At 74.0% G+C, this 23,402-nt stretch carries 18 protein-coding genes and 3 tRNA genes; 14 read left to right on the forward strand and 7 right to left on the reverse strand.

What is annotated here, in order from left to right; genetic code table 11:
- The first annotated feature begins 359 nt into the window (after positions 1 to 359).
- Positions 360 to 1,019: an ABC transporter ATP-binding protein gene (locus tag DWV08_RS01985; RefSeq protein WP_115414868.1), complete on the forward strand. Its 660-nt coding sequence runs from the start codon at positions 360 to 362 to the stop codon at positions 1,017 to 1,019.
- On the forward strand, positions 1,016 to 2,521 hold the full coding sequence (locus DWV08_RS01990; RefSeq protein WP_115412268.1) for a hypothetical protein: 1,506 nt from the start codon (positions 1,016 to 1,018) through the stop codon (positions 2,519 to 2,521). The genes DWV08_RS01985 and DWV08_RS01990 overlap by 4 nt, the downstream gene beginning before the upstream one ends.
- A 52-nt stretch (positions 2,522 to 2,573) precedes the next feature.
- Here the strand turns inward: DWV08_RS01990 and DWV08_RS01995 are convergent, their stop codons facing one another.
- The 4 genes from DWV08_RS01995 to DWV08_RS02010 form a co-directional block, all read right to left on the reverse strand.
- Entirely contained in the window at positions 2,574 to 3,788 is a 1,215-nt protein-coding gene (locus DWV08_RS01995) for an aminotransferase-like domain-containing protein (protein WP_115412269.1), read from the reverse strand.
- 69 nt (positions 3,789 to 3,857) lie between these two features.
- Positions 3,858 to 4,367 (reverse strand): methylated-DNA--[protein]-cysteine S-methyltransferase, encoded by a 510-nt coding sequence (locus DWV08_RS02000; protein ID WP_115412270.1) that lies wholly within the window; start codon positions 4,365 to 4,367, stop codon positions 3,858 to 3,860.
- Entirely contained in the window at positions 4,364 to 5,968 is a 1,605-nt protein-coding gene (locus DWV08_RS02005) for an Ada metal-binding domain-containing protein (RefSeq protein WP_115412271.1), read from the reverse strand. The genes DWV08_RS02000 and DWV08_RS02005 overlap by 4 nt, the downstream gene beginning before the upstream one ends.
- Positions 5,969 to 6,120: 152 nt before the next feature.
- Positions 6,121 to 6,191 (reverse strand) — tRNA-Gly (locus DWV08_RS02010).
- Between the two features lie 137 nt (positions 6,192 to 6,328).
- Between DWV08_RS02010 and DWV08_RS02015 the strand changes: the two genes are divergently transcribed.
- Both DWV08_RS02015 and tig read left to right on the forward strand, forming a co-directional pair.
- Positions 6,329 to 6,402 (forward strand) — tRNA-Pro (locus DWV08_RS02015).
- 84 nt (positions 6,403 to 6,486) lie between these two features.
- Positions 6,487 to 7,983 (forward strand): trigger factor, encoded by a 1,497-nt coding sequence (gene tig / locus DWV08_RS02020; protein WP_115412272.1) that lies wholly within the window; start codon positions 6,487 to 6,489, stop codon positions 7,981 to 7,983.
- 117 nt (positions 7,984 to 8,100) lie between these two features.
- Here tig and DWV08_RS02025 read toward each other — a convergent pair whose 3' ends face one another.
- Both DWV08_RS02025 and DWV08_RS02030 read right to left on the reverse strand, forming a co-directional pair.
- On the reverse strand, positions 8,101 to 8,676 hold the full coding sequence (locus DWV08_RS02025) for a dihydrofolate reductase family protein (protein WP_115412273.1): 576 nt from the start codon (positions 8,674 to 8,676) through the stop codon (positions 8,101 to 8,103).
- Positions 8,677 to 8,887: 211 nt separating this feature from the next.
- Entirely contained in the window at positions 8,888 to 9,718 is an 831-nt protein-coding gene (locus DWV08_RS02030) for a C40 family peptidase (protein ID WP_115412274.1), read from the reverse strand.
- Positions 9,719 to 10,123: 405 nt separating this feature from the next.
- Here DWV08_RS02030 and DWV08_RS02035 point away from each other — a divergent pair, with 405 nt between their 5' ends.
- The 7 genes from DWV08_RS02035 (at position 10,124) to nrfD (ending at position 18,827) form a co-directional block, all read left to right on the forward strand.
- Positions 10,124 to 10,756 (forward strand): ClpP family protease, encoded by a 633-nt coding sequence (locus tag DWV08_RS02035; RefSeq protein ID WP_115412275.1) that lies wholly within the window; start codon positions 10,124 to 10,126, stop codon positions 10,754 to 10,756.
- A gap of 73 nt (positions 10,757 to 10,829) precedes the next feature.
- Positions 10,830 to 11,492, forward strand: a complete 663-nt coding sequence (locus DWV08_RS02040) for an ATP-dependent Clp protease proteolytic subunit (protein WP_162801619.1) — start codon at positions 10,830 to 10,832, stop codon at positions 11,490 to 11,492.
- Positions 11,493 to 11,701: 209 nt separating this feature from the next.
- Positions 11,702 to 13,042 (forward strand): ATP-dependent Clp protease ATP-binding subunit ClpX, encoded by a 1,341-nt coding sequence (gene clpX, locus DWV08_RS02045; protein ID WP_115412277.1) that lies wholly within the window; start codon positions 11,702 to 11,704, stop codon positions 13,040 to 13,042.
- Positions 13,039 to 13,395: a chorismate mutase gene (locus tag DWV08_RS02050; protein WP_115412278.1), complete on the forward strand. Its 357-nt coding sequence runs from the start codon at positions 13,039 to 13,041 to the stop codon at positions 13,393 to 13,395. The genes clpX and DWV08_RS02050 overlap by 4 nt, the downstream gene beginning before the upstream one ends.
- 22 nt (positions 13,396 to 13,417) lie before the next feature.
- Positions 13,418 to 16,714 carry a formate dehydrogenase-N subunit alpha gene (gene fdnG, locus DWV08_RS02060; protein WP_241237287.1) on the forward strand — a complete coding sequence of 1,099 codons (3,297 nt, stop codon included), beginning with the start codon at positions 13,418 to 13,420 and terminating at the stop codon, positions 16,712 to 16,714.
- Positions 16,711 to 17,712 (forward strand): 4Fe-4S dicluster domain-containing protein, encoded by a 1,002-nt coding sequence (locus tag DWV08_RS02065; protein WP_115412281.1) that lies wholly within the window; start codon positions 16,711 to 16,713, stop codon positions 17,710 to 17,712. The genes fdnG and DWV08_RS02065 overlap by 4 nt, the downstream gene beginning before the upstream one ends.
- Positions 17,709 to 18,827, forward strand: a complete 1,119-nt coding sequence (nrfD, locus tag DWV08_RS02070; RefSeq protein ID WP_115412282.1) for an NrfD/PsrC family molybdoenzyme membrane anchor subunit — start codon at positions 17,709 to 17,711, stop codon at positions 18,825 to 18,827. The genes DWV08_RS02065 and nrfD overlap by 4 nt, the downstream gene beginning before the upstream one ends.
- A 4-nt stretch (positions 18,828 to 18,831) precedes the next feature.
- On the opposite strand, the gene selD is transcribed toward nrfD, so the two are convergent.
- Positions 18,832 to 19,851, reverse strand: coding sequence for a selenide, water dikinase SelD (gene selD / locus DWV08_RS02075; protein WP_115412283.1), 1,020 nt, complete (start codon positions 19,849 to 19,851; stop codon positions 18,832 to 18,834).
- A 97-nt stretch (positions 19,852 to 19,948) separates the two neighbouring features.
- Here selD and DWV08_RS02080 point away from each other — a divergent pair.
- The 3 genes from DWV08_RS02080 to selB all read left to right on the forward strand — a co-directional run bounded on the left by DWV08_RS02080 (position 19,949) and on the right by selB (position 23,270).
- A tRNA-Sec gene (locus DWV08_RS02080) sits at positions 19,949 to 20,043 on the forward strand.
- Positions 20,044 to 20,097: 54 nt separating this feature from the next.
- Positions 20,098 to 21,462 (forward strand): L-seryl-tRNA(Sec) selenium transferase, encoded by a 1,365-nt coding sequence (gene selA / locus DWV08_RS02085; protein ID WP_115412284.1) that lies wholly within the window; start codon positions 20,098 to 20,100, stop codon positions 21,460 to 21,462.
- Complete coding sequence (gene selB, locus DWV08_RS02090; RefSeq protein ID WP_115412285.1) at positions 21,462 to 23,270, forward strand: selenocysteine-specific translation elongation factor; 1,809 nt, start codon at positions 21,462 to 21,464, stop codon at positions 23,268 to 23,270. Before selA ends, selB begins: the two co-directional genes overlap by 1 nt.
- Positions 23,271 to 23,402: the final 132 nt, after the last annotated feature.

Below are 23,402 nucleotides of genomic sequence, written 5' to 3' on the forward strand. Positions count from 1 at the left end.
TGCGCGCCGGCGGTGCCGCGGCCCGGAGGACCGTGGCGGCCACACGCTCTCCACCGGAGCGGACGAACCCGGCAGTGGTGGTGAACGGAGCGGCTCGAGCGCCGCTCGACCTGCACAGACAGGGGGCGGCGCCGACGTCGGCGCACCCCATTCTCTCACGGATCTGACAACATATCCAGAGGGTGACGTTTCCGCCTGGGTCACATCCGACGCCCGCTCGACCGGCGCCTGCTCACCCGACGCCTGCGCGACCGGCGCCCGCTCGCCCGCACGCCCGTATGCCCGCGCGACCCCCGCCCGCACGGTTCGAGACCATCGTCGGAGGAGCGGGGCGTCCCGGATGCGGTTCGATGGAGCGCATGACCTCCGCCCCGCGCCCGGACTCCGCCCTGGTGCGCATCGAGCGGGTGGGCGTGGTGCACGACGGCGCGGTGCTGCTGCTGGAGGCCTCCGCCGCCGTCGCCGCCGGCGAGGTGCTCGCGCTCACCGGGGCGAACGGCACGGGCAAGACCACCCTGCTGCGGGTGATCGCGGGGCTGCAGGCGCCCACCGCCGGGACCGTCGCCGTGCTCGGCGCCGCCCCGGACGAGCGGGACCGCGCCTTCCGAGCCGCGCTCGCCGCCCTGCTGGGCCCGCCGCAGACCGCTCGCGACCTCACCGTCGCCGAGCATCTCCAGTTCATCGCCGCGACCTGGGGCGCCGGCACCGCGCAGGCGCGGCAGCGCGCCGAGGAGCTGCTCGAGGAGCTGGCGATCGCCCCGCTCGCGCACCGGTACCCCCACGAGCTCTCCAGCGGGCAGAGCCAGCTGGTCGGCCTCGCCCTCACCCTGGCGCGGCCCGCCCGGGTGCTGCTGCTGGACGAGCCAGAGCAGCGCCTGGACCCGCACCGGCTGGGACTGGTCATCGAGGCGGTGCGCGCCCGGGCCCGCGCCGGGACGGCGGTGGTGCTCGCCACCCACAGCCCGCGCCTGCTCGAGGAGCTCGCGGACTCCCGCCTCCACCTCGAGGACGAGGCGTGACCCAGGATCTGCGCGCGGTGCGGGAGGTCTGGGCCTCCAGAGCCGGCGCCCGCACCCGCACCGACCTGCTGTACCTGATCTACCTGGTGGCCCTCAGCGTGCCGGTGCTGCTGGTCCCCGCGCTGCAGAGCGTCGGCACGCTCCTGGCCCGACCGGACGTGCTTCCCGCGCTGCTGTCCGCCCGCGCCCCGCAGGCCATCGGGGCGACCGTCGCGGCCGGCGCCGCCGTGCTCGTGCTGTGCGGCGCGGTGCGCGGCCCCGCCCTGCTCGCGCCGTTCCTCACCGCCACGCTCGCGTCGAGCGGGCTGAGACGCCGCGATGTGCTGTGGCGGCCGCTGCTGCGGGCCCTGCTGGTGCCGGTCCTCGGCAACGTCCTGGGATGCGCCGTGCTCGCCCTCACCCTGGGCGCCGCCGGGCACGTGACGCCCGCGGCAGGTGCGTGGTTCGTGCTCGCGGGGACCGGTGCCGGGCTGCTCCTCGGCGCCGCCTGGCTGGCCGGGCAGCTGCTGGACCCCGCCCCGCGCCGACTGCTCGCCGTCGCGCTGCTGGCACTGGCTGTCCTGCAGGCGGCGATGCCGCTTCCCACGGGCCTGGGGGCCGCCTACCCCGTCGGCGCCCCGCATCCCGGTCTCTGGGCCGGGGCCCTGCTCGCCGCCGGGGCGGCGGCGATCAGCGTGGGCATCGCCCGGCTGGACCGGTTGCGCGGCCAGGTGCTGCGCGAGCAGGCGGCGCGCTGGGAGGCGGCCGGACGCACCGCGCTCGCCGGCGACCTCTCCGCGGCGGCAGGCGCCTTCCGCCCGCCCCCGTCGGCCGGGCGTCGTCTGCGGGCGATCGGTGCGCGCCCCCTCGTGCTGCTGTACGCCCGACGGGACGCGGTCGCCTGGCTGCGCAGCCCGGAGCGCCTCGCGGCCGGCACGGCGGCGGGGCTCTCGGGCGCGGCCGCGCTGGCAGGCTCCACCGTGCTCACCGGCCCCCTGGCCTGGGCGGCCGTGCTCGGAGGGACGCTGGCCCTGTGGGGTGCCTCCGGGACGCTGGTCGACGGTCTCCGGCACGGGGTCCACACCCTGGGCGCGCCGGGACTGTTCGGGCAGCGGGCCGGCGTCCAGGTGATGCTCCACGCCGTCGCCCCCACCGTGCTGCTGGCCCTGCTGGGGGCCCTCGGCGGCGGGCTCGCCGCGGCGGTCGCCGGGGCGGGACCCGCCGCCGCGCTGCTCCCGGCGCTGCTGGCGCCGGTGCTGGTGGCCGGGCGGGCGCGCGACGCCGCGAAGGGGCCCATGCCGCTGTCGCTCAGCACGCCGATGCCCACCGCGCAGGGCGACCTGTCGGTGCTGGCGATGCTGGCGTGGCAGTCCGACGCGATGCTGCTCGCGGCGCTGTCCGGGGCCGTGCTGGCGGGGCTGGGCGCCGCGGGCCAGCTCGGGCTCCTGCCCGGTGCGGCGGCGGTGCTTACGGCCGCGATGGCGCTGATGGCCGCGATGCGGCTGCGGGCCCTGGCACGATGAGCCATGGTCGCCCGGGGAGCGTCGCAGTGCGGCGTGCCCGCCCGATGAGGGCTCAGCGGCGCGGGTGGGCGGCGATGACCTCGCCGAGGCGCCCGATCGCGTCCTCGATCACGGTGGGGGAGTGGGTGACGAAGCTCAGCCGCATCGTCGAACGGTCCGCGTGATCGGCGAAGAAGGACCACCCGGGCAGGTACGCCACCCCGGAGTCGACCGCGTCGGCGAGCATCTCCTGGGCGTCGAACCCCTCGCCGAGCGCGGCCCACAGGAACATGCCGCCCTCGGGGTGGGTGACGTGCGCGCCGTCGGGCAGCACCGGCGTGAGCGTCCGCGCCATCGCGTCGCGGCGTTCGCGGTACACGCCGCTCACGCGGGCGATGTGCGTGTCGAGGTCCGCGGTCTCGAGGTAGCGGGCCACCGTGAGCTGGTCCACCACCGAGGACTGCATCGAGATCGCGGCCTTCGCGACCGCGAGCGTGTCCAGGATCGGGCCCTCGGCGCGCATCCAGCCGATCCGCACCCCGGGGCTCATCAGCTTGCTCATCGAGTTCAGCAGGATGGTGCGTTCGCCCATCCCGGGCAGCGAGGCGATCGGCGCCCAGCTGGTGCCCGAGAAGCTCAGCGCCCCGTACGGGTCGTCCTCGATGAGCGGCACGCCGGTGCGGCGCAGCACCTCGGCCACGGCCTCGCGTCGGGCGCGGGGCATGGTGCGCCCGGTGGGGTTCTGGAAGGTGGGGATCAGGTACACCATCCGCGGATGGTGGGTGCGGATCGCCTCCTCGAGCGCCTCGGCGATCACGCCGTCGTCGTCGGTGTCCACGCCGATCATGCGCGCGCCGTGCACCCCGAAGGCCTGCACCGCGGCGAGGTAGGTGGGCGACTCCACCAGCACCACGTCCCCGGGCTCGAGCATCGCCTGGGCGATCACGAACAGCCCCTCCTGGGAGCCGGAGGTGACCCGGATCTGGGAGGCATCGGTGGGCAGGTCCCGCGAGAGGCGCCGCGCCGCCTGCTCGCGCAGCTCGAGCTCGCCCTCGCTCACCCCGTACTGGAGCGCGCGGTGGCCCTGGTGCTGCAGCACCCAGTCGTAGCAGGCGGTGACGTCCTCGACGGCGAACAGCTCCGGATCCGGGATCCCGCCGGCGAAGGAGACCACGTCCTCGCGGGCGGCGAGGGCGAAGATGTCCTTCAGCGGGGAGGAGGCCATCCCCGCGTAGCGGGCGGCGATGGGAAAGCGGTAGGGCTGCTGCGAGGGGTCGGGCGCGGTCATGAGGGTCATCGTGTCACGCGCTCGGCATCGAGGGAGGCCGTGCGCGCCCGCGCCGCGGGATGTGAGCGATCAGGCGAGCGCGGCGCCCTCCAGGCGCAGCAGCGCCCGCTTCGTGTCCAGGCCGCCCGCGTAGCCGGTGAGGCTGCCGGTGCTGCCCAGCACCCGGTGGCAGGGCACCACGATCGAGAGCGGGTTCGCGCCCACCGCGGCGCCGACGGCCTGCGCCGCGCGCGGCGTGCCCAGCGCTCGGGCGATGGCGCCGTAGGTGGTGGTGGCCCCGCGCGGGATGGTGGTGAGGTGGCGCCACACGGCCTGCTGGAAGTCGGTGCCCCGGGCCGCGGTGGGCAGGTCGAAGGCCTCGCGCTCGCCGTCGAGGTACTCGCGCAGCTGGGCCGCGGCGGCGTCCAGCAGCGCATCGGGCCCCGGTGCCGGATCGCCGAGCCGGGAGGCGCCCGGGAAATGGGCCTGCCCGTCCCGCCACACCCCGGTCAGCGACTCGCCCTCCGCGGCGATCAGGTAGTCGCCCAGCGGGGTGGGGACCCTGCGGTGGCGGGGTGCGTCGGTCGGTGCGGTGCTCATGAGGGCGGTCCTTCCACGGGGGCGGGGGTGTGCGGGGCAGGGGTGGCGGAAACGGTGCCGCCGCGGCGGAGCGCGGCGGCGTGGTGCCACAGGTGCAGGCAGGCGTAGGAGCGCCAGGGCGAGGCGGCCCGCAGCGCGGCGGCGAGCGCGGCGTGGTTCTCGGCGAGGCCGAGGTCGCGGGCGGCGGCGAGCAGCGCGGCGTCACGGGCGGGGGCGACGTCCACCGCCCGCACCCCGCGCAGCAGCACGTAGTCGGCGGTCCACGGCCCCACCCCGGGCAGCGCGAGCAGGTGCTCGCGCAGAGCCTGCGGGCCGGCCGCCTCCTCGAGCGCAGGGGAGGGGACGGCGCTGGCGAGCGTGCGGCGGCGGGCCGACGGGCCTCGGAACCACTCCGCGGCCGTCGCCGCGGCGCGCATGGGATCCACCGGCAGGCGGTGCACGCCCCCGGGGCGCAGGGCCTCGGGCAGCTCCTCGGTGAGCAGGTCGGTGGCGCGGGTGATCTGCTCCCGAGCCTGGGCGGTGGTGATCTGCTGGCCGGTGATCGCCCACAGCAGCGCCTCGCGAGGGCTCGGCGTCCCGGGCAGGCGCACCCCGGGGCGCGCCGCGACGAGCGGGGCGAGGGCCGGCAGGGCCTCGACGAGCCCGGCGTCGATGCCCACGGGGTCCGCGTCCAGGTCCAGCAGGTGGCGCACGGCGGCGAGGGCCGCGGCGTGGTCGCGCAGGTCCGCGAGCCTCAGCCGCGCGGCGAGCGGGGCCGGGCCCGCCAGGTCCACGCGCACCACGCCCGGCCCGTGCGGGAGGCGCAGCGCCCTGGTCCACACGAATCCGTCGAGCTGCTCGACGCCCGGCACGGCGCGATGGGAGAACCAGTCCGCGAGACCCGCGCCGTCGAAGGGGCCGCGCAGGGCGAGGCGCGCGGTGACCGAGGCGCCCTGGCCGATGGGGCACTGCGCGCCGGCCCCGGCCGCACCATGGCATCCGTCGGCCTCGGCACGGACGCCGGGGCCGTCCTCGGGGCGGGAGCCCCGCGCACCGCGGCTGCGCTCCCGGACCACGGAGGGGGCGTGGCCGAACAGGCGGGAGAAGGCGTCGTGGAACTGGCGCTCCGAACCGAAGCCGGCGATGTGCGCGATGGTCGCCAGCGGCAGGTCCGAGCCGGTGACGAGATCGTGGGCGCGCCGGGCCCGCAGGATCCGGGCGTGGGCGAGAGCGCCCGCGCCGGTGCGCTCCACCAGCGCCCGGTGCAGGGTCCGCTCGGAGACCGCCAGCCGTGCGGCGAGCGCGGGGACGGTCCCGTCGCCGTCGAGCGCCCCGGCCTCGAGCAGGCGCAGCGCCCGCCCCGCGAGCGAGCCCGCGGGGTCGTCGTCGGGGCTGCCGGGCGGTGCCGTCGGGCCGCAGCGCTTGCAGGCGCGGTAGCCGGCCGCGACCGCCGCGGCGGCCGAGGGCACGAACTCCACCCCGCCGCGGGAGGGGGTGCGTGCCGGGCAGGAGGGGCGGCAGAAGATCCCGGTGGAGCGCACGCAGGTGAAGAACATCCCGTCGAAGCGCGCGTCCCGGGCGCGGATCGCCGCGAAGCGCTCGTCGTCGGTCATCGTCTGCATGCCTCCAGTGAACCGCGCCCGGGCCTGCGGCACCAGCGGGATTCGGCCAGCGCGGCGGGCGCAGGCCCGACCGCACCGGACTCCGCGCAATCCCGGCACGGACGCGAACAGGCCGCATCCCCGGAGAGAGGGGATGCGGCCTGCGCGATCGGAGCGGGCGACGGGAATCGAACCCGCGTAATCAGTTTGGAAGACTGAGGCTCTACCATTGAGCTACGCCCGCGTGCCGCCCCATTGAACCAGATCAGGGGCTCCGGGGCACATCCGCAGTGGCCCAGGTGACATGCATCTGCTCACAGGGTCCATCCCCGCTCCGGGCGTCGTGCGCGCAGAACGGGTAATATCCCCTGGGTTGCCCTCCGGGGTGTAGCTCAGCTTGGTAGAGCACCCGCTTTGGGAGCGGGAAGTCGCAGGTTCAAATCCTGTCACCCCGACTCCGCGCCGGGTCGCCGCCGTGCGGGCCCCGGAGCGCCACGAGAAACGTCCATATGATGTCCATCCACAGGGAGACCTGACCAGTGAAGACCGAGTCCGAGAAGCTCAGCCCCACCCGGGTGAAGCTCACCGTCGAGGTGCCTTTCGACGAGCTCAAGCCGGCCGTCGAGGCCGCCACCGCAAAGATCGCCGATCAGGTGCAGATCCCGGGCTTCCGCAAGGGCAAGGTCCCCTCCAAGCTCGTCGAGCAGCGCTTCGGCCGCCCCGCGATCATGCAGGAGGCCGTCAACGACGCCCTGCCCGACTTCTACCAGCAGGCCGCGGCCGAGGCGGAGCTCAAGCCCGTCGGCCGCCCCGAGGTCGAGGTGAACGAGGTCCCGGGCCTGGACGGCTCCGAGGAGGGCAACCTGCTCTTCACCGTCGAGCAGGACGTGCGCCCCGAGATCACCCTGCCGGACTTCGCCTCCTATGAGGTGGAGATCGAGGAGCCCGAGGTCGACGAGGACGCCGTCGAGGTGCGCCTGACCGAGCTCCGTGAGCGCTTCGGCACCCTGGTGGGTGTGGACCGCCCCGCCGAGAACGGTGACTTCGTCTCCCTCGACATGGTCGCCACCATCGAGGACGAGGAGATCGAGTCCGTCGAGGGCGTCTCCTACCAGATCGGCGAGGGCAACATGCTCGAGGGCCTCGACGAGGCGCTCATCGGCCTCTCCGCCGAGGAGACCACGACCTTCGTCTCGAAGCTCGCCGGCGGCGACCGCGCCGGCGAGGAGGCGCAGGTCAAGGTCACCGCGCAGTCCGTCAAGGTGCGCGAGCTGCCCGAGGCCGACGACGAGTTCGCCGAGATGGCCTCCGAGTTCGACACCATCGACGAGCTCAAGGAGGACCTCAAGGTCCAGGCCGCCCAGGACGCCGAGGGCAACCGCGTGTCCCTGGCCCGCAACGCGCTGCTCGAGAAGCTCCTGGAGGAGCTCGAGATCCCGGTGCCCGCGCAGCTCGTCGACGACGAGATCGCCTCCCACCTCGAGAACGAGGGCAAGGAGGCCGGCGACCCGCACGGCGAGGAGATCCGCGAGGACACCGAGAAGGCGATCCGCGCGCAGTTCCTGCTCGACGAGCTCAACGCCACCCGCGAGGTGCAGGTCGACCAGAACGACCTCATGAGCTACGTGACCCAGCTCTCCGGCCAGTACGGCATCGAGCCGAACCAGCTGCTGCAGATGCTGGCCCAGTCCGGCCAGCTCGAGCAGATCTTCGGCGAGGTGCAGCGCTCCAAGGCGCTGGACGTGGTGCTCGCGGACGTCATCGTCAAGAACGCCTCCGGCGACGTGCTGGACCTGGGCCTGAAGGCCGAGGAGCCCGAGGACGAGGCCGCTGACGAGGACGAGGCCGCCGAGGAGAAGCCGGCGAAGAAGGCCGCCGCGAAGAAGGCCCCGGCGAAGAAGGCCGCGGCCGCGGAGGACGACGCCGAGGAGAAGCCGGCGAAGAAGGCTCCGGCCAAGAAGGCCGCCGCCAAGAAGGCCCCGGCCAAGAAGGCCGCCACGAAGGACGAGGCCGCCGAGGCGACCGACTCCGAGTGACCCACCGCCCCCGCACGGGGGCGGACGAGACGGCGGGCCGTCATCCCTGCGGGGATGGCGGCCCGCCGTCGTCGGCAGGGACCCTCGGGGCCGGGGCCCTCGGGGCCGGGGCCGGGGTCAGTCGCGCCGTGGCCGGTACAGCCGTCCGCAGGTCTCGGGGTCGGCCCCGAGGGTCCCCGCCGGCTCCCAGCGCACGCGTCGCCCGCCGGGCACCGAGAAGATCCGCGTCCCGTCCCCGAGGAACACCGGCACCGTCCACACCTGCAGCACGTCCACCAGGTCGTGCTCGAGGGCCTGCCGGGCGATGTCCGCGCTGATGATCTGCACGTCCTTCTCCCCGGCGATCTCCTTCGCCCGGCGCACGGCCTCGCGCACGTCCACGTTCCAGGCGATCACGGAGGAATCCTCCGCCAGCTCCTCCGGCCGATGGGTGAGGATGATCTCCGTGCCCGTGTACGCCCCGCCGTAGGCCTCCGCCGTCAGCGCGTCCCGCTCGCCGGCCTGGGCGAGGGCGGCGTCGTAGCCGTCACGGCCGGAGAGGATCGCCCCCACGGCCGCGGCGAGGGCGGCGGTGTCCTCCGGCGCGGGGCCGGCCATCGACGCCGGCAGATCGCCGAGGAAGCTCATGTCGTGCCCCGGCCCGGCGAGGAATCCGTCCAGCGACGCACTGAACCCCCAGACGACCTGTGCCATCAGCGCCCTCCTCGGCAGCAGCGGTGCTCCCGCGCCGCACGGCGCGATGCAACCATGCTCCGGGGGCGCAGGGGGACCGTCAAGGGCTGCACCGGCCGGGGTCGGTGGACTCGACGAGGTGTCGGTGCGGCGGGCGCGGCGCCTGCACGGCGCCGGGGAGCACGAGGGCCCGGTCTCCGTGCGGAGACCGGGCCTTCGGGGAGCGGGGTGATCAGCGGTAGGTGACGTAGCCGATCGGGTTGCCCCAGATGGAGCGCTCCACGACGCGCTGCTTCGAGCCGGAGGCGTCGATGATCTGACCGTTGCCGATGTAGATCGCGACGTGGCCGGACCAGGCCACGATGTCGCCCGGCTGCGCCTCGGACTGCGAGATCCAGCGGCCGCCGTTGGCGATCTGGCTCGAGGTGCGCGGCACGTCGATGCCGGCCGCCGCGTAGGCGTAGTTCACCAGGCCGGAGCAGTCCATGCCGCTGAGGGAGGCGCCGCCCCAGCTGTACGGGGTGCCGAGCGCCGAGCGCGCCGCGTCGACGATCGCGTTCGAGCTGGAGGTCGAGGAGGAGGTGGAGACGGACGCGCCGCCGGTGGAGACGCCGCCGCCGGCGTTCAGGGAGCCGCGGGTCTGGGGGCCCACGATCCCGTCCACGAGCAGGCCGTTGGCGGACTGGTAGCTCTTCACCGCGGCGTGGGTGCGCGGGCCGAAGACGCCGTCCACCGCGAGGCTCGCGCCGTGGTCGTTGAGCGCGGACTGGAGATCCTGGACCGCGCCGCCGCGGGAGCCCCAGCGCAGCTTCTGCGTGGAGTCGAGCACGGCCGACGGGGTGACGACGGTGGGGGCCGCGGGAGCGGTCGTCGCGGCGGGGGCGCTCACGGCCGGGGCGGCGGGAGCGGCCGGGGCGGCCTGCGCCGCGCCGCCGGTGAACGCGGTGCCCACGACGACGGTGCCGAGCACGGCGGCGCCACCGAGGCCGCGCGCGGCGCGCTGGGCGTGGTGGGTGGGCAGCTGGGCGCGGCCGGGGGTGCGGTGGGTGTTGTGCTGAGCCATGGGGTTCGTTCCTTCCGGTCCCGGCGTGGGGCCGGGGGTGTACTGCAGGCGAGGGGGCCGCGCCGTGGGCGGGGCGATGCGACCACCGTAGGAGCGCGGTGGGGCGCCGGTCAGCGGGCTTGGCAGAGCCGGGCAGGCGATTTGGTGCGTTTTTTAACGAACTGTCCGTCGCCGTGACCCTTCTGCGCCCCGGCTTGACGAAGCGGAGGCCGATGGCGCACATCGCCGCCGGGCACGGGCGGCGGCGCCGCGGCCTCGCAGCGTCGGGACGCCGCGGCGCGGAGAGACCGCACCGGCGCACCGACGGGGCGGCGCGCAGTGCGCCTGCGGCGAACAGTGCGAGCCCGGGGTCCACCCAGCGCCTAGAGTCGACCCATCGACGATTTCCGGCATGAAGGAGACCCCGTGTCCTCGCAGAGCACTCAGACCTTCCCGCCCCGCAGCGCGGCGGGCGACACCCCGATGGGGCTGGACGACAACGTCTACCAGCGCCTCCTGCGCGAGCGGATCGTGTGGCTCGGCTCGGAGGTGCGCGACGAGAACGCCAACGCCATCTGCTCCAAGCTGCTCCTGCTCGCGGCCGAGGACCCCGAGAAGGACATCTACCTCTACATCAACAGCCCCGGCGGCTCGATCACGGCCGGCATGGCCATCTACGACACCATGCAGTTCGTGAAGCCGGACGTGGTGACCGTGGGCATGGGCATGGCCGCGTCGATGGGGCAGTTCCTGCTCTCCTCCGGCACCAAGGGCAAGCGCTACGCCACCCCCCACACCCGCGTGCTCATGCACCAGCCGCTCGGCGGTCTGGGCGGCACCGCCACCGACATCAAGATCCAGGCGGACCTCATCCTCTCGATGAAGCGCACCCTGGCGGAGCTGATCGCCGAGCAGACCGGCAAGAGCGTCGAGCAGATCACCGCCGATTCCGACCGCGACAAGTGGTTCACCGCCACGGAGGCGCTCGAGTACGGATTCATCGACAAGATCGTCAGCGGCTCGGGCGACGTCACCGGCGGTGGCGGCACCGCCGAGTGACCGCCCCGGCAACCACCCTCCGCCCTTCACGCAAGGAGACCCCGTGACCTTCGATCCCCGTCCCTTCGGCGCGATGCCGATCGCCCAGGCCGGCCGTACGGCCCCGATGCCCACCTCGCGCTACGTGCTGCCCCAGTACGAGGAGCGCACCGCCTACGGCATGAAGCGCCAGGACCCGTACACCAAGCTGTTCGAGGACCGCATCATCTTCCTGGGCGTCCAGGTGGACGACGCCTCGGCCGACGACGTCATGGCCCAGCTGCTGGTCCTGGAGTCCCAGGACCCGGACCGCGACATCACGCTGTACATCAACAGCCCGGGCGGCTCCTTCACCGCCCTCACCGCGATCTACGACACGATGCAGTACATCAAGCCGGAGATCACCACGGTGTGCCTGGGCCAGGCCGCCTCCGCGGCCGCCGTGCTGCTGGCCGCCGGCGCGCCGGGCAAGCGCCTCGCGCTGCCCAACGCCCGGATCCTCATCCACCAGCCCGCGATGGGCGGCGAGGGCGGCGGCGGTCAGGCCTCCGACCTCGAGATCCAGGCCAACGAGATCATGCGCATGCGCGAGTGGCTCGAGGAGACCCTCGCCCACCACTCCGGCCGCACCAAGGAGCAGGTGAGCACGGACATCGAGCGCGACAAGATCCTCACCGCGCAGGCCGCCCTCGAGTACGGCCTGGTGGACCAGGTGCTGGAGTCCCGCAAGGCTCCCGCCGCGCGGATCGCGCAGTGACCACGGGCGGCCGCCCCGCGGAGGAGCGGACCGTCGTGTGAGCCGTGGCGGAGCGCGGCAGGGAGGCACGGTGACGCCCGTGCTTCCCTGTCGCGCTCTCTGCCTCGGGTGCCCGCGCGGGAATCTCCTTCGCCGCCCAGCGAGCCTTCGCCGGGGGAGCGGGGGCGCGCCGCTAGACTGGCGGGGCCCGCGCTGAGAAGGAGGACGCTGTGGCACGATCGAACGAGGGCGGAGACGTCTTCAAGTGCTCTTTCTGCGGGAAGTCGCAGAAGCAGGTGGAACGGCTGATCTCCGGGCCGGGGGTGTACATCTGCGAGGAATGCATCGAGCTGTGCAACGAGATCATCGCCGAGGAGATCCAGGCCGCGCAGCCCGCCCCGCAGGAGCAGGCCCCGCTGCCGGCCCCACGGGAGATCCACGAGTTCCTCGAGCAGTACGTGGTGGGGCAGGACCCCGCCAAGCGTGCGCTCTCAGTCGCGGTCTACAACCACTACAAGCGGGTGCGCGCGCAGGAGGCGGAGCAGGCCGCGCCGTCGGCCAAGAGCGCCGCCGAGGCCCTCGCCGAGGACGCCGGCGCCGCGCAGGACCCGATCGAGGTCGCGAAGTCCAACGTGATGCTGGTGGGCCCCACCGGCTGCGGCAAGACCTACCTCGCCCAGACCCTCGCCCGGATGCTCGACGTCCCCTTCGCGATGGCGGACGCCACGGCCCTCACCGAGGCCGGCTACGTGGGCGAGGACGTGGAGAACATCCTGCTCAAGCTGCTGCAGGCCGCCGACTACGACGTCAAGCGGGCCGAGCGCGGCATCATCTACATCGACGAGATCGACAAGATCGGCCGGAAGTCGGAGAACCCCTCGATCACCCGGGACGTCTCCGGCGAGGGCGTGCAGCAGGCGCTGCTGAAGATCCTGGAGGGCACGGTCGCGGCGGTGCCGCCGCAGGGCGGGCGCAAGCACCCGCACCAGGAGTTCATCCAGATCGACACCACCAACGTGCTGTTCATCGTCGCCGGCGCCTTCGCCGGCATCGAGGACATCATCGCCTCCCGCATCGGCAAGCGCGGCATCGGCTTCGGCTCCGAGCTGCACTCGCCGCTCGAGCAGGAGCAGCTGTACGGCAAGCTTCTGCCGGAGGATCTGCTGAAGTTCGGGCTGATCCCCGAGTTCATCGGCCGCCTTCCGGTGATCTCCAGCGTCTCCAACCTGGATCGGGACGCGCTGATCACGATCCTCACCGAGCCGCGCAACGCCCTGGTCAAGCAGTTCCGCAAGATGTTCTCGCTGGACGGCGTGGAGCTGGACTTCGAGCGCAGCGCCCTCGAGGCGATCGCGGACAAGGCCATCGAGCGGGAGACGGGCGCCCGCGGGCTGCGCGCCATCCTCGAGGAGGCGCTGCAGCCGGTGATGTTCGAGGTGCCCTCCCGGGACGACGTCGTCAAGGTGGTCATCACCGAGGGCGTGGTCACCGAGGGGCGTGCGCCCCTGATGCTCACCGGCAAGGACGCGGAGTCCGGGGCCGACGAGGACCGCCGGGAGCGCAGCGCATGACGGGCACGGATCCGTCGGCCGCCTCCGCCGCCGACCTGCGCGAGCAGGACGTCGAGCGCGCCCGCGAGCTGCTGCGCGCGGAGCGGCGCAGCATCGACAACATCGACGCGGCCCTGGTGCACCTGCTCGCCGAGCGCTTCTCCCACACGCAGCGGGTGGGGCTGCTGAAGGCCGAGCACGGGCTGCCGCCCGCGGACCCGTCCCGGGAGCAGGAGCAGATCGCGCGCCTGCGCGAGCTCGCCGACGAGGCCGGGCTGGACCCCACCTTCGCCGAGGCGTTCCTGCGGTTCATCGTCACCGAGGTGATCCGCCACCACGAGCGGCTCCGCGACGAGGGCGCGGAGACGGTCTAACCTGCGCTGATAGGATCCCGTCATGGCTCGCCTCACATTCCTCGACTGGCCGGTTCTGCGCCAGCTGCGCGGAGCGGATCCGACCGGACGCGGCACCGCCGTCACGTCCTCGCGGACCCGCGGCATCGCGCCGCGCACCGCGGAGGCGGACGGCATGGCCGAGAGCGTCTGCCCCTACTGCGCCGTCGGCTGCAGCCAGCGGATCTTCCACAAGGACGGCCGCGTCATCCAGATCGAGGGCAACCCGCACTCCCCGGTCTCCCGGGGGCGCCTGTGCCCGAAGGGCGCCGCCAGCGAGCAGCTCGTCAACTCCTCCCTGCGCCAGACCACGGTCCGCTACCGCCGCCCCTACGGGACCGAGTGGGAGGACCTCGATCTCGACACCGCGATGGACATGATCGCGGACCGCTTCCTCCAGGCGCGCCGCGACCACTGGGAGGACGAGGACGAGCACGGCCATCCCCTCCGGCGCACGATGGGCATCGCCAGCCTCGGCGGCGCGACCATCGACAACGAGGAGAACTATCTGATCAAGAAGTTCTTCACGGCGGCGGGCGCCATCCAGATGGAGAACCAGGCCCGCATATGACACTCCGCCACGGTTCCCAGTCTGGGAGCCTCGTTCGGTCGTGGCGGTGCCACGAACACGGTGCAGGACTTCGCCAACGCTGACCTCATCGTCATCGAGGGCTCGAACATGGCCGAGGCCCATCCGGTCGCCTTCCAGTGGGTGATCGAGGCGAAGAAGCGCGGGGCCCGCGTGATCCACGTCGATCCGCGCTTCACGCGCACCTCCGCCAACGCGGACCGACACATCCCGATCCGCACCGGCACGGACATCGTGCTGCTGGGCGGCGTGATCCGGCACGTGCTCGAGAACGAGCTGTACTTCGCGGAGTACGTCAGCGCGTACACGAACGCCTCGACGCTCATCTCCGAGGAGTACGGGGACCCCGAGGACCTCGACGGCCTGTTCTCGGGCTACGACCCGGAGACCGGCACCTACGACAACTCCACCTGGGCGTACGCCGGGGACCCGGAGAGGATCGCGCGCGGCCTGCCCGAACGGGACGAGACGCTGCAGCACCCCCGCACCGTCTTCCAGATCCTGAAGCGCCACTACGCGCGCTACACCCCGCAGATGGTGCAGGACACCTGCGGCATCTCCCCGGAGGACTTCGAGTACCTCGCCACCGCGATCGCGGAGAACTCCGGCCGTGAGAAGACCACGATGTTCGCCTATGCGCTGGGCTGGACCCAGCACCAGGGCGGGGCGCAGATGATCCGCACCTCGGGGATCCTCCAGCTCCTCATGGGCAACGTGGGCCGGCCCGGCGGCGGCATCATGGCTCTGCGCGGCCACGCCACCATCCAGGGCTCCACCGACATCCCCACGCTCTACCACATCCTCCCCGGCTACCTGCCGATGCCGAAGGCCGGGCAGGACGACTTCGCGGAGTACGCACGCGGGATCGGGAAGAAGGAGCAGAAGGGCTTCTGGGCGAACGCGGACGTCTACGCGATCAACCTCCTGAAGGCCTGGTGGGGGGATCACGCCACCGCGGAGAACGACTGGGGATTCCATCACCTGCCCCGGCTCACCGGCGCGCACGGCACCTACCAGACCGTCATGCGGATGCTCGAGGGCGACGTGGACGGGTACTTCCTGTTCGGCCAGAACCCGGCGGTCGGCTCGGCCAACGGGCGCATGCAGCGGCTGGGGATGTCGAAGCTGAAGTGGATGGTGGTGCGCGACTTCTACATGATCGAATCGGCGACGTTCTGGCGCGACGGGCCGGAGATCGAGTCCGGGGAGCTCTCCCCGGAGCAGATCGGGACGGAGATGTTCTTCCTCCCCGCCGCGAACCATGCCGAGAAGTCCGGCTCGTTCACGCAGACCCAGCGCATGGTGCAGTGGCGGGACAAGGCCGTGGACGCGCCCGGCGATGCGCGCAGCGACCTCGAGTTCATGTACGAGCTGGGGCGACGCATCCGGGAGAAGCTCGCCGGCTCCACCGATCCCCGCGACCGGCCGATCCTGGACCTCACCTGGGACTATCCGGTGGACGAGCACGGCGACCCGGACGCCGAGGCGGTGCTCGCGGAGATCAACGGCCGCCACCTCTCGGGGGAGAGGGCCGGGCAGCCGCTGGACTCCTTCGGCGAGATGAGGGACGACGGCTCCACCATCGGCGGCTGCTGGGTCTATGCCGGCGTCTACGCGGGCGGTGTGAACCGCGCCCGCCGGCGCACCCCCGGCAGCGAGCAGGACGAGACCGCGGCCGACTGGGGCTGGGCCTGGCCCGCGAACCGGCGGATCCTCTACAACCGCGCCTCCGCGGATCCCGAGGGCAGGCCCTGGAGCGAGCGCAAGAAGTGGGTCTGGTGGGACGAGGAGTCCGGGACGTGGACCGGCAAGGACGTGCCGGACTTCCCGCCGACCAAACGCCCCGACGATCCCGGCGACCCCGATCGGGGCGGCGCCGCGGCGCTCGCGGGCACCGACGCCTTCATCATGCAGGCCGACGGCCGGGGATGGCTCTTCGCGCCCACCGGCATGGTGGACGGTCCGATGCCGACGCACTACGAGGCGCCGGAGTCGAACATCCGCAACCCCCTGTACACGCAGCAGTCCAATCCCACCCGCGTCACCTTCCGGGACGAGGACAACCTCAGCTCCCCGGGGGCGATGGGTGAGGGCGGCGAGGTGTACCCGTACGTGTTCACCACCTACCGGATCACCGAGCACCACACCGCCGGCGGCATGAGCCGCTTCCTGCCCTACCTCTCCGAGCTCCAGCCGGAGATGTACTGCGAGGTCTCCCCGGAGCTGGCCGAGGAGATCGGTCTCGAGCCCTACGGCTGGGCGACCATCATCTCGGCGCGCAATGCGATCGAGGCGAAGGTGCTGGTCACCGAGCGGATGACTCCGCTGCGCGTGGGGGAGCGGACGGTCCACCAGATCGGTCTGCCCTTCCACTGGGGCCGCGGCCGCGAGGCCGTGGTCCAGGGCGACGGCGCGAACGACCTGATCGGCATGAACCTCGATGCCAACACCCAGATCCAGAACAGCAAGAACAACTCGTGCACGATCATCCCGGGGCGTCGCCCCCAGGGGGCCGGGCGTGCGGAGCTCGTGGAGGACTACCGCCGTCGGGCCGGGCTGATCCCCGCGCTGCACCCGCAGGTCGACGGGGCCGAGGGCGCACCCGGCGCCGGCCCGGTCACGGAGGCGACCCCGCATGCGATGCGCGGCCCCGACGAAGCGCCCGCCGCGCCCACGGGAGAGCCGTCGATGAAGGAGATGAGGAACCGATGAGCCTGCTCGCAGGACCAGGAGGTCCCGCCGCGGAGACCGGGTGGGGACACGACCACGAGCGCAAGGGCTTCTTCACCGACACCTCGATCTGCATCGGCTGCAAGGCCTGCGAGGTGGCGTGCAAGGAGTGGAACCGCAACCCGATCGACGGGAACCTCGAGATCCTCGGCTCGAGCTACGACAACACCGGCGAGCTCGGGGCGAACACGTGGCGCCACGTCGCCTTCGTCGAGCAGGGCCAGGAGCGGATCGAGGAGGCGCGCGAGTCCGGGCGGAAGCTCGTCAGCCTGGGCATGCCGGGGATCGGCCCGACGTCCTCCGGGCCGCGCGGCGCGACCCCCGCCGGCGATCTCTCGCAGGTGGACCGCACCCCGCCGGACACCCCCGAGTTCCGCTGGCTGATGTCCTCGGACGTGTGCAAGCACTGCACCAACGCCGGCTGCCTGGACGTGTGCCCGACGGGTGCGATCTTCCGCTCCGAGTTCGGCTCCGTGGTGGTCCAGCAGGACGTGTGCAACGGCTGCGGTACCTGCGTGAGCGCCTGCCCCTTCGGCGTCATCGAGCGCCGGGACGACGGCACCGTCTCCCCGTTCGCGGTGCGCGAGGAGGAGGATCCCCGCCACGGCACCGCCAGCAAGTGCACGCTGTGCTACGACCGCCTCGTCGACGGCGAGCAGCCGGCCTGCTCCGCGACCTGCCCCACCCAGTCGATCACCTTCGGCGACCATCCGGATCTCGCGCAGGAGGCGACGCAGCGCGTGGCGGACCTGCATGAGCGGGGGATGACCGAGGCGCGGCTGTACGGCACGAACCCCAAGGACGGCGTGGGCGGCACCGGATCGGTGTTCCTGCTGCTGGACGAGCCGGAGGTGTACGGCCTCCCGCCGGACCCGCAGGTGCCCACGAAGTCGCTGCCCCGCCTCTACGCCCGCACCGGCCTGGCCGCGGCGGGCATGGTCGCCGCGGTGGCGCTGTCCTTCCTGGGGGCGCGCCGATGAGCCTCACCGAGTTCGACGCGGACCGCCCGCCGGAGAAGCCCCGACGCCGTCGCGGCGGCGGGAAGCGCCGCCGACGCCTCGGCCTCGGCGAGGTCGGGATGGGCGACGGCTCCCGCGAGGGCGCCGTCGTCGAGGACGTCGAGGTCGAGCGGTCCGACGAGTACGACTCCTACTACGGGCGCCCCATCGTCAAGGCGCCGCCGTGGAAGGCGCCGATCGCCGTGTACCTGTTCCTCGGCGGGGTCGCCGGCGGCTCCGGCCTGCTCGCCGCCGGGGCCCAGTGCACGGGCAGGCCGCTGCTGCGACGCAACGCCCGGCTGATGGCGCTGGGCACCATCGGCCTCGGCACCGTGGCCCTCATCGAGGACCTCGGCCGGCCCGAGCGCTTCCTGAACATGATGCGGACCGTCAAGGTCACCAGCCCCATGAGCCTCGGCACCTGGGTGGTGGGCGGCTTCGCCTCCCTGTCCGGCGTGCTCGGCGTGCTCGAGGTCGACCGCCTGACGGGGGAGAAGCTGCCGCTCGGGGCGATGCGCCCCCTGCTCCGGGCCGGCGAGGGCCCCGCCTCCCTGGGCCAGGCCGTCCTCGCCCCGCTGCTCGCCTCCTACACCGGGGCGCTGCTGGGCAACACCGTGGTCCCCACCTGGGAGGCCGGCCGCGGGCAGCTGCCCTTCCTGTTCGCCTCCTCCGCGAGCCTCGCCGCAGGCGGGGCCGCGATGGTGACCACCCCGGTCCGCGAGGCGGGTCCCGCCCGTCTCCTCGCGATCGCCGGGGTCGCGGGCGATCTGGTGTCCATGCACCGCATGAAGGCGTCGATGCATCCGCTGGAGCGGGAGCCGCTGGAGAGCGGCACGCCCGGACGGCTGCTCACCTGGGCGGAGCGCCTCGCGGTCGGCGGCGGACTCGCCACCGTGCTCGGCAGGCGCAGCCGCGTGCTCGCCGCGGCCGGCGGTGCGGCGCTTCTGACCGCCTCGGCCCTGACCCGCTTCGGCGTGCTGAACGCGGGGCTCGAGTCCGTGAAGGATCCCCGGCGCGTGGTCGCGCCGCAGAAGGCGCGCCTGGCGGCACGGCGCGCCGCCGGGATCACCGACGACTCGATCACCACCGCCGGCTGACCGGTCAGCGCACCTCGATCCCCTCGCCCGCGACGGTCTCGCCGATCACGGGGTAGCCGGGCACCTCGCCGATGACCAGCAGGCCGCCGCTGGTCTGCGCATCGGCGAGCAGCAGCAGGTCGTCCTCGACGATGCCGGGACCGGCCTCGACAGCATGCCGCACCCAGTCGAGGTTCCGCCGCGTGCCGCCGGAGACGTACCCGTCGCGCAGCGCCTCCGCGGCCCCGTCCACGAGCGGCACCGCGGCACGGTCGACCACCATGCCCACCGAGGAGGCGCGGCCCATCTTGAACAGGTGCCCGAGCAGGCCGAAGCCGGTCACGTCGGTGGCGGCCCGCGCCCCGGCCGCGAGGGCGGCGCGGGAGGCATCCCGGTTCAGGGTGGTCATCACGTCGATCGCCGCGCTCGAGACCTCGCCGGTGGACTTCATGCGGTTGTTCAGCAGCCCCACGCCGAGCGGCTTCGTGAGCGTGATCGGCAGCCCGGCCGCCGCGGCGTCGTTGCGCAGCAGGCGCTCCGGGTCCGCGGTGCCGGTGACGGCCATGCCGTACTTCGGCTCGGGATCGTCGACCGAGTGGCCGCCGATGACCGGCACCCCGGCCTCCGTCGCGATCGCCAGCCCGCCCGCGAGCACCTGCTGCAGCAGCTCGTAGGGCAGCACCTCGCGGGGCCAGCCCACGAGGTTGATCGCGACGACGGGCTCGCCGCCCATCGCGTAGATGTCGCTGAGCGCGTTGGCGGCGGCGATGCGGCCCCAGTCGTGGGCGTCGTCGACGACGGGGGTGAAGAAGTCCGCGGTGGAGAGCACGGCGGTGTCGCTGTCCGGCCCGCCGATCCGCACCGCGGCGGCGTCGTCCCCGTCGTCCAGGCCCACGATCACCTGGTCGTATTGCTGCCCGGCGAGGGTGGAGACGACCTCCTCGAGCTCCCCCGGCGGGATCTTCGAGGCGCAGCCGCCTCCGTGCGCCATCGTGGTCAGGCGGATCGCGGGGCGGGCGAGGGGCTGGATCAGGTCGTCGCTCATGCCCCGACGATAGCCCGCGGCGTCGCGGGCACGACATGTCCGTCCCGGACTCGGATCCGTGGATCTTCGCAGGTCCGGCGGTGATATCGTCACTCGCGGAGGCGTACGTGTCCTGGTGGGCGCCCCGGTCTTCAAAACCGGTGAGTCCGAGCATCTCGGGCTGGCGGGTTCGATTCCCGTCCGCCTCCGCCAGCTTCCGGGCCGCCGGCGCCACCCGCCTGCGGCCCCGTACCCCGAGGAGGAGCCGTGGCCCAGGGCACCGCCCGCGTCGAGGAGGGCGGCGAGGATCCGCGCCGGAGGATCCCCCGCACGGATGCGCTGCTGGCCCTCCCGGCGGTCGTCGCCGCGCAGGCGGGACTCGGCGCGCAGGTGGTGCGCGGGATCGTCCGCGCCGTCCAGGATCGTGCCCGTCGCGGCGAGATCGCGCCCGAGCAGGTGGAACGGGCCGTCCTCGACGCGCTCGGGGCGCGCAGCGCCTCCTCCCTGCGCCCCGTGCTGAACGCGACCGGCGTCATCGTCCACACCAACCTGGGCCGGGCGCCGCTCTCGCCCGCCGCCCGTCGGGCGCTGCAGGACGCCGCCGGGTACACCGACGTGGAGCTCGACCTCACCACCGGCGCCCGCGGCCGCCGCGGCGCCGCCGCCCGCGCCGCCCTGCTCGCCGCCTGCCCCGCCGCGGAGGACGCCCTGGTGGTCAACAACGGCGCCGCCGCCCTGCTGCTGGCCACGACCGCGCTGGCCGCGGGCCGGGAGGTGGTGTGGAGCCGCGGCGAGCTGGTGGAGATCGGCGCCGGGTTCCGCCTCGCGGAGCTGGTCGCCTCCGCCGGTGCGTGGGTGCGCGAGGTGGGCACCACCAATCGCACGCACGCCGCCGACTACCGCGAGGCCTGCGCCGACGGGGCCGCCGGCGTGCTCCTCAAGGTCCACACGAGCAACTACCGCATCGAGGGCTTCACCAGCGAGGTGGGGATCGCGGAGCTCGCCGCGATCGCGCACGAGCACGGCCTGCCGCTGATCGCCGATCTCGGCTCCGGGCTGCTGCACCCCGAGCAGGCGCTGCCGCAGGAGCCGGACGCCGCCGCCGCGCTCGAGGCGGGCGCGGACGTGGTCCTCACCAGCGGCGACAAGCTCCTCGGCGGCCCGCAGGCCGGGATCCTGCTGGGCACGGCCGAGACCATCTCCCGCCTGGCCCGGCACCCCCTGGCCCGGGCCGTGCGCGCGGACAAGCTCGCGCTCGCCGCGCTCGAGGCGACCCTCGCAGGCCCCATGCCGCCCGTGCTCGCGGCGCTGCGCACCGATCCGGACGCGCTGCGCAGGCGCACCGACGCCCTCGCCGCCCGGCTCGGCGGGCGCACCGTCGCGCACGACGGCCGCGTCGGCGGCGGGGGAGGGGCGGGCGTGCCGCTGCCCGGCTGGGCGATCGCGCTCGAGGAGGAGCTCGCCGCACCGCTGCGGGCCGGGAGCCCGGCCGTGGTCGGCACCGTCCAGGGCGGCTCCTGCCTCCTGGACCTGCGCTGCGTGCCCGTCGAGGACGAGGAGGCGCTGGTCGAGGCCGTCGCCGCCGCCCGGGAGCAGTGCCTCTCCCACGGCGTCCGGGGGATCGTGCGCTGATGCAGGTGATCGCCACCGCCGGGCACGTCGACCACGGCAAGTCCACGCTGATCCGCGCGCTGACCGGCATCGAGCCGGATCGTCTGGCCGAGGAGAAGCGGCGCGGGCTCACGATCGATCTGGGCTTCGCCTGGACGGTCCTGCCCTCGGGGCAGGAGGTCTCCTTCGTGGACGTCCCCGGGCACGAGCGCTTCCTCGGGAACATGCTCACCGGGCTCGGCCCCGCGCCGCTCGTGTGCTTCGTCGTCGCCGCCGACGAGGGCTGGCAGGCGCAGTCCTCGGACCACCGCGACGCGGTCGCCGCGCTCGGCATCGACCAGGGCCTGCTCGTGGTGACCCGTGCCGACCTCGCCCCCGACCGGGTCCCGGAGGTCATCGCCCAGGCCCGGGCCGAGCTCGCCGGCACCGGTCTCGCACACGTGCCCGCGCTCGCGGTCTCCGCCGTGACCGGGGAGGGGATGGACGCGCTGCGCGCGCACCTCGACGATCTCGTCGCCGCCGCGCGCCGCCCGGACGCCGCCGAGCGGGTGCGGCTGTGGGTGGATCGGTCCTTCACCGTCGCCGGGGCCGGCACCGTGGTCACCGGCACCCTCGGCGCCGGCACCCTGCACCGCGAGGACCGGCTCGTGCTGAGCGGCACGCACGGCGGCGGCGAGCGCGGAGGTGACGGGACCGAGGTGCAGGTCCGCGGGCTGCAGTCCCGCGGCGGGCAGCTCCCCGCGCTCGGGCCCGTCAGCCGTGCCGCGGTGAACCTCCGCGGCGTCGAGGCGGAGCAGATCGGTCGCGGTGACGCGCTGCTGACCCCCGGGGCGTGGCACCTCACCGCCCAGATCGACGTGCGCCGCACCACCGGCGCGGACCTCGCCGACGCGCCGAACGAGCTGATCGCCCACGTGGGCACCGCCGCGGTGACCGCCCGGGTGCGGCCCTTCGGCGCGCACCATGCCCGGCTCACCCTCGAGCGTCCGCTGCCGCTGGCCGTGGGCGATGCGCTCGTGCTGCGCGGCAGCGGCAGCCACGGCGTGCGCACCGGGGTGCGCGCCCTCGACGTCGACCCGCCCTCCCTGGTGCGGCGCGGCGACGGCCGCCGACGGCAGAGCGTGCTCGAGGCGATGCCCGAGGGCGGGGACCTCGCCGGGGAGGTCGCGCGCCGCGGCACCGTGCCGGAGCAGGTGCTGCGCCGCTACGGCATCGCGGTGCCGCATCAGCTGCCGGACGGGGTGGAGCGGCACGGCGACCAGCTCGTCGACGTCGCGGCCCTCGCCGCCTGGCGCGAGGAGCTGACCGCCCTCGTCGGCAGGGTGCAGCGCGCCGATCCGCTCTCCGCCGGGGTGCCGCGGAAGGCCGCGGCCGACGCCCTGGCGCTGCCCGCCCCGGAGCTGCTCGACGGGGTTGTCGCCGCCGCAGGTCTCGCACTCGTGGACGGCCGGGTGCGGGACCCGGCCGCCGCGGCGGGGCTCGGCGCCGCCGAGGCAGGCGTCGCCCAGCTCGAGAAGGCCCTGACCGAGGCACCGTTCCGCGCCCCGGAGGCCGAGGACCTCACGGCCCTCGGCCTCGGCGCGCGCGAGCTCGCGGCCGCCGCCGCGCAGGGACGCCTGCTGCGACTGCCCGACGAGGTGGTGCTGCTGCCCACCGCGCCCGCGCTCGCGATGCGGCAGCTGGCCCGGCTCGCACAGCCCTTCACCACCAGCGGGGCCCGCCAGGCGCTGGGGACCACGCGCCGCGTCGCGATCCCGCTGCTGGAGCACCTCGACGCCCGCGGCTGGACCCGTCGCGTGGACGCCAGGCATCGCCAGGTGGTGCGCTGACCACGCTCCGGACCCGCGCCTGCGCTCAACGTCGTCCTTCTCGCTGAGCTCCTGCCGGCTCGTGCCTCGCCAGCACGTCGCTCAGCGCTGCGGTTCTTGCTGTGCTCCTGCCGGCTCGTGCCTCGCCAGCAC

Source organism: Brachybacterium saurashtrense (assembly GCF_003355475.1).
Taxonomy (GTDB): domain Bacteria; phylum Actinomycetota; class Actinomycetes; order Actinomycetales; family Dermabacteraceae; genus Brachybacterium; species Brachybacterium saurashtrense.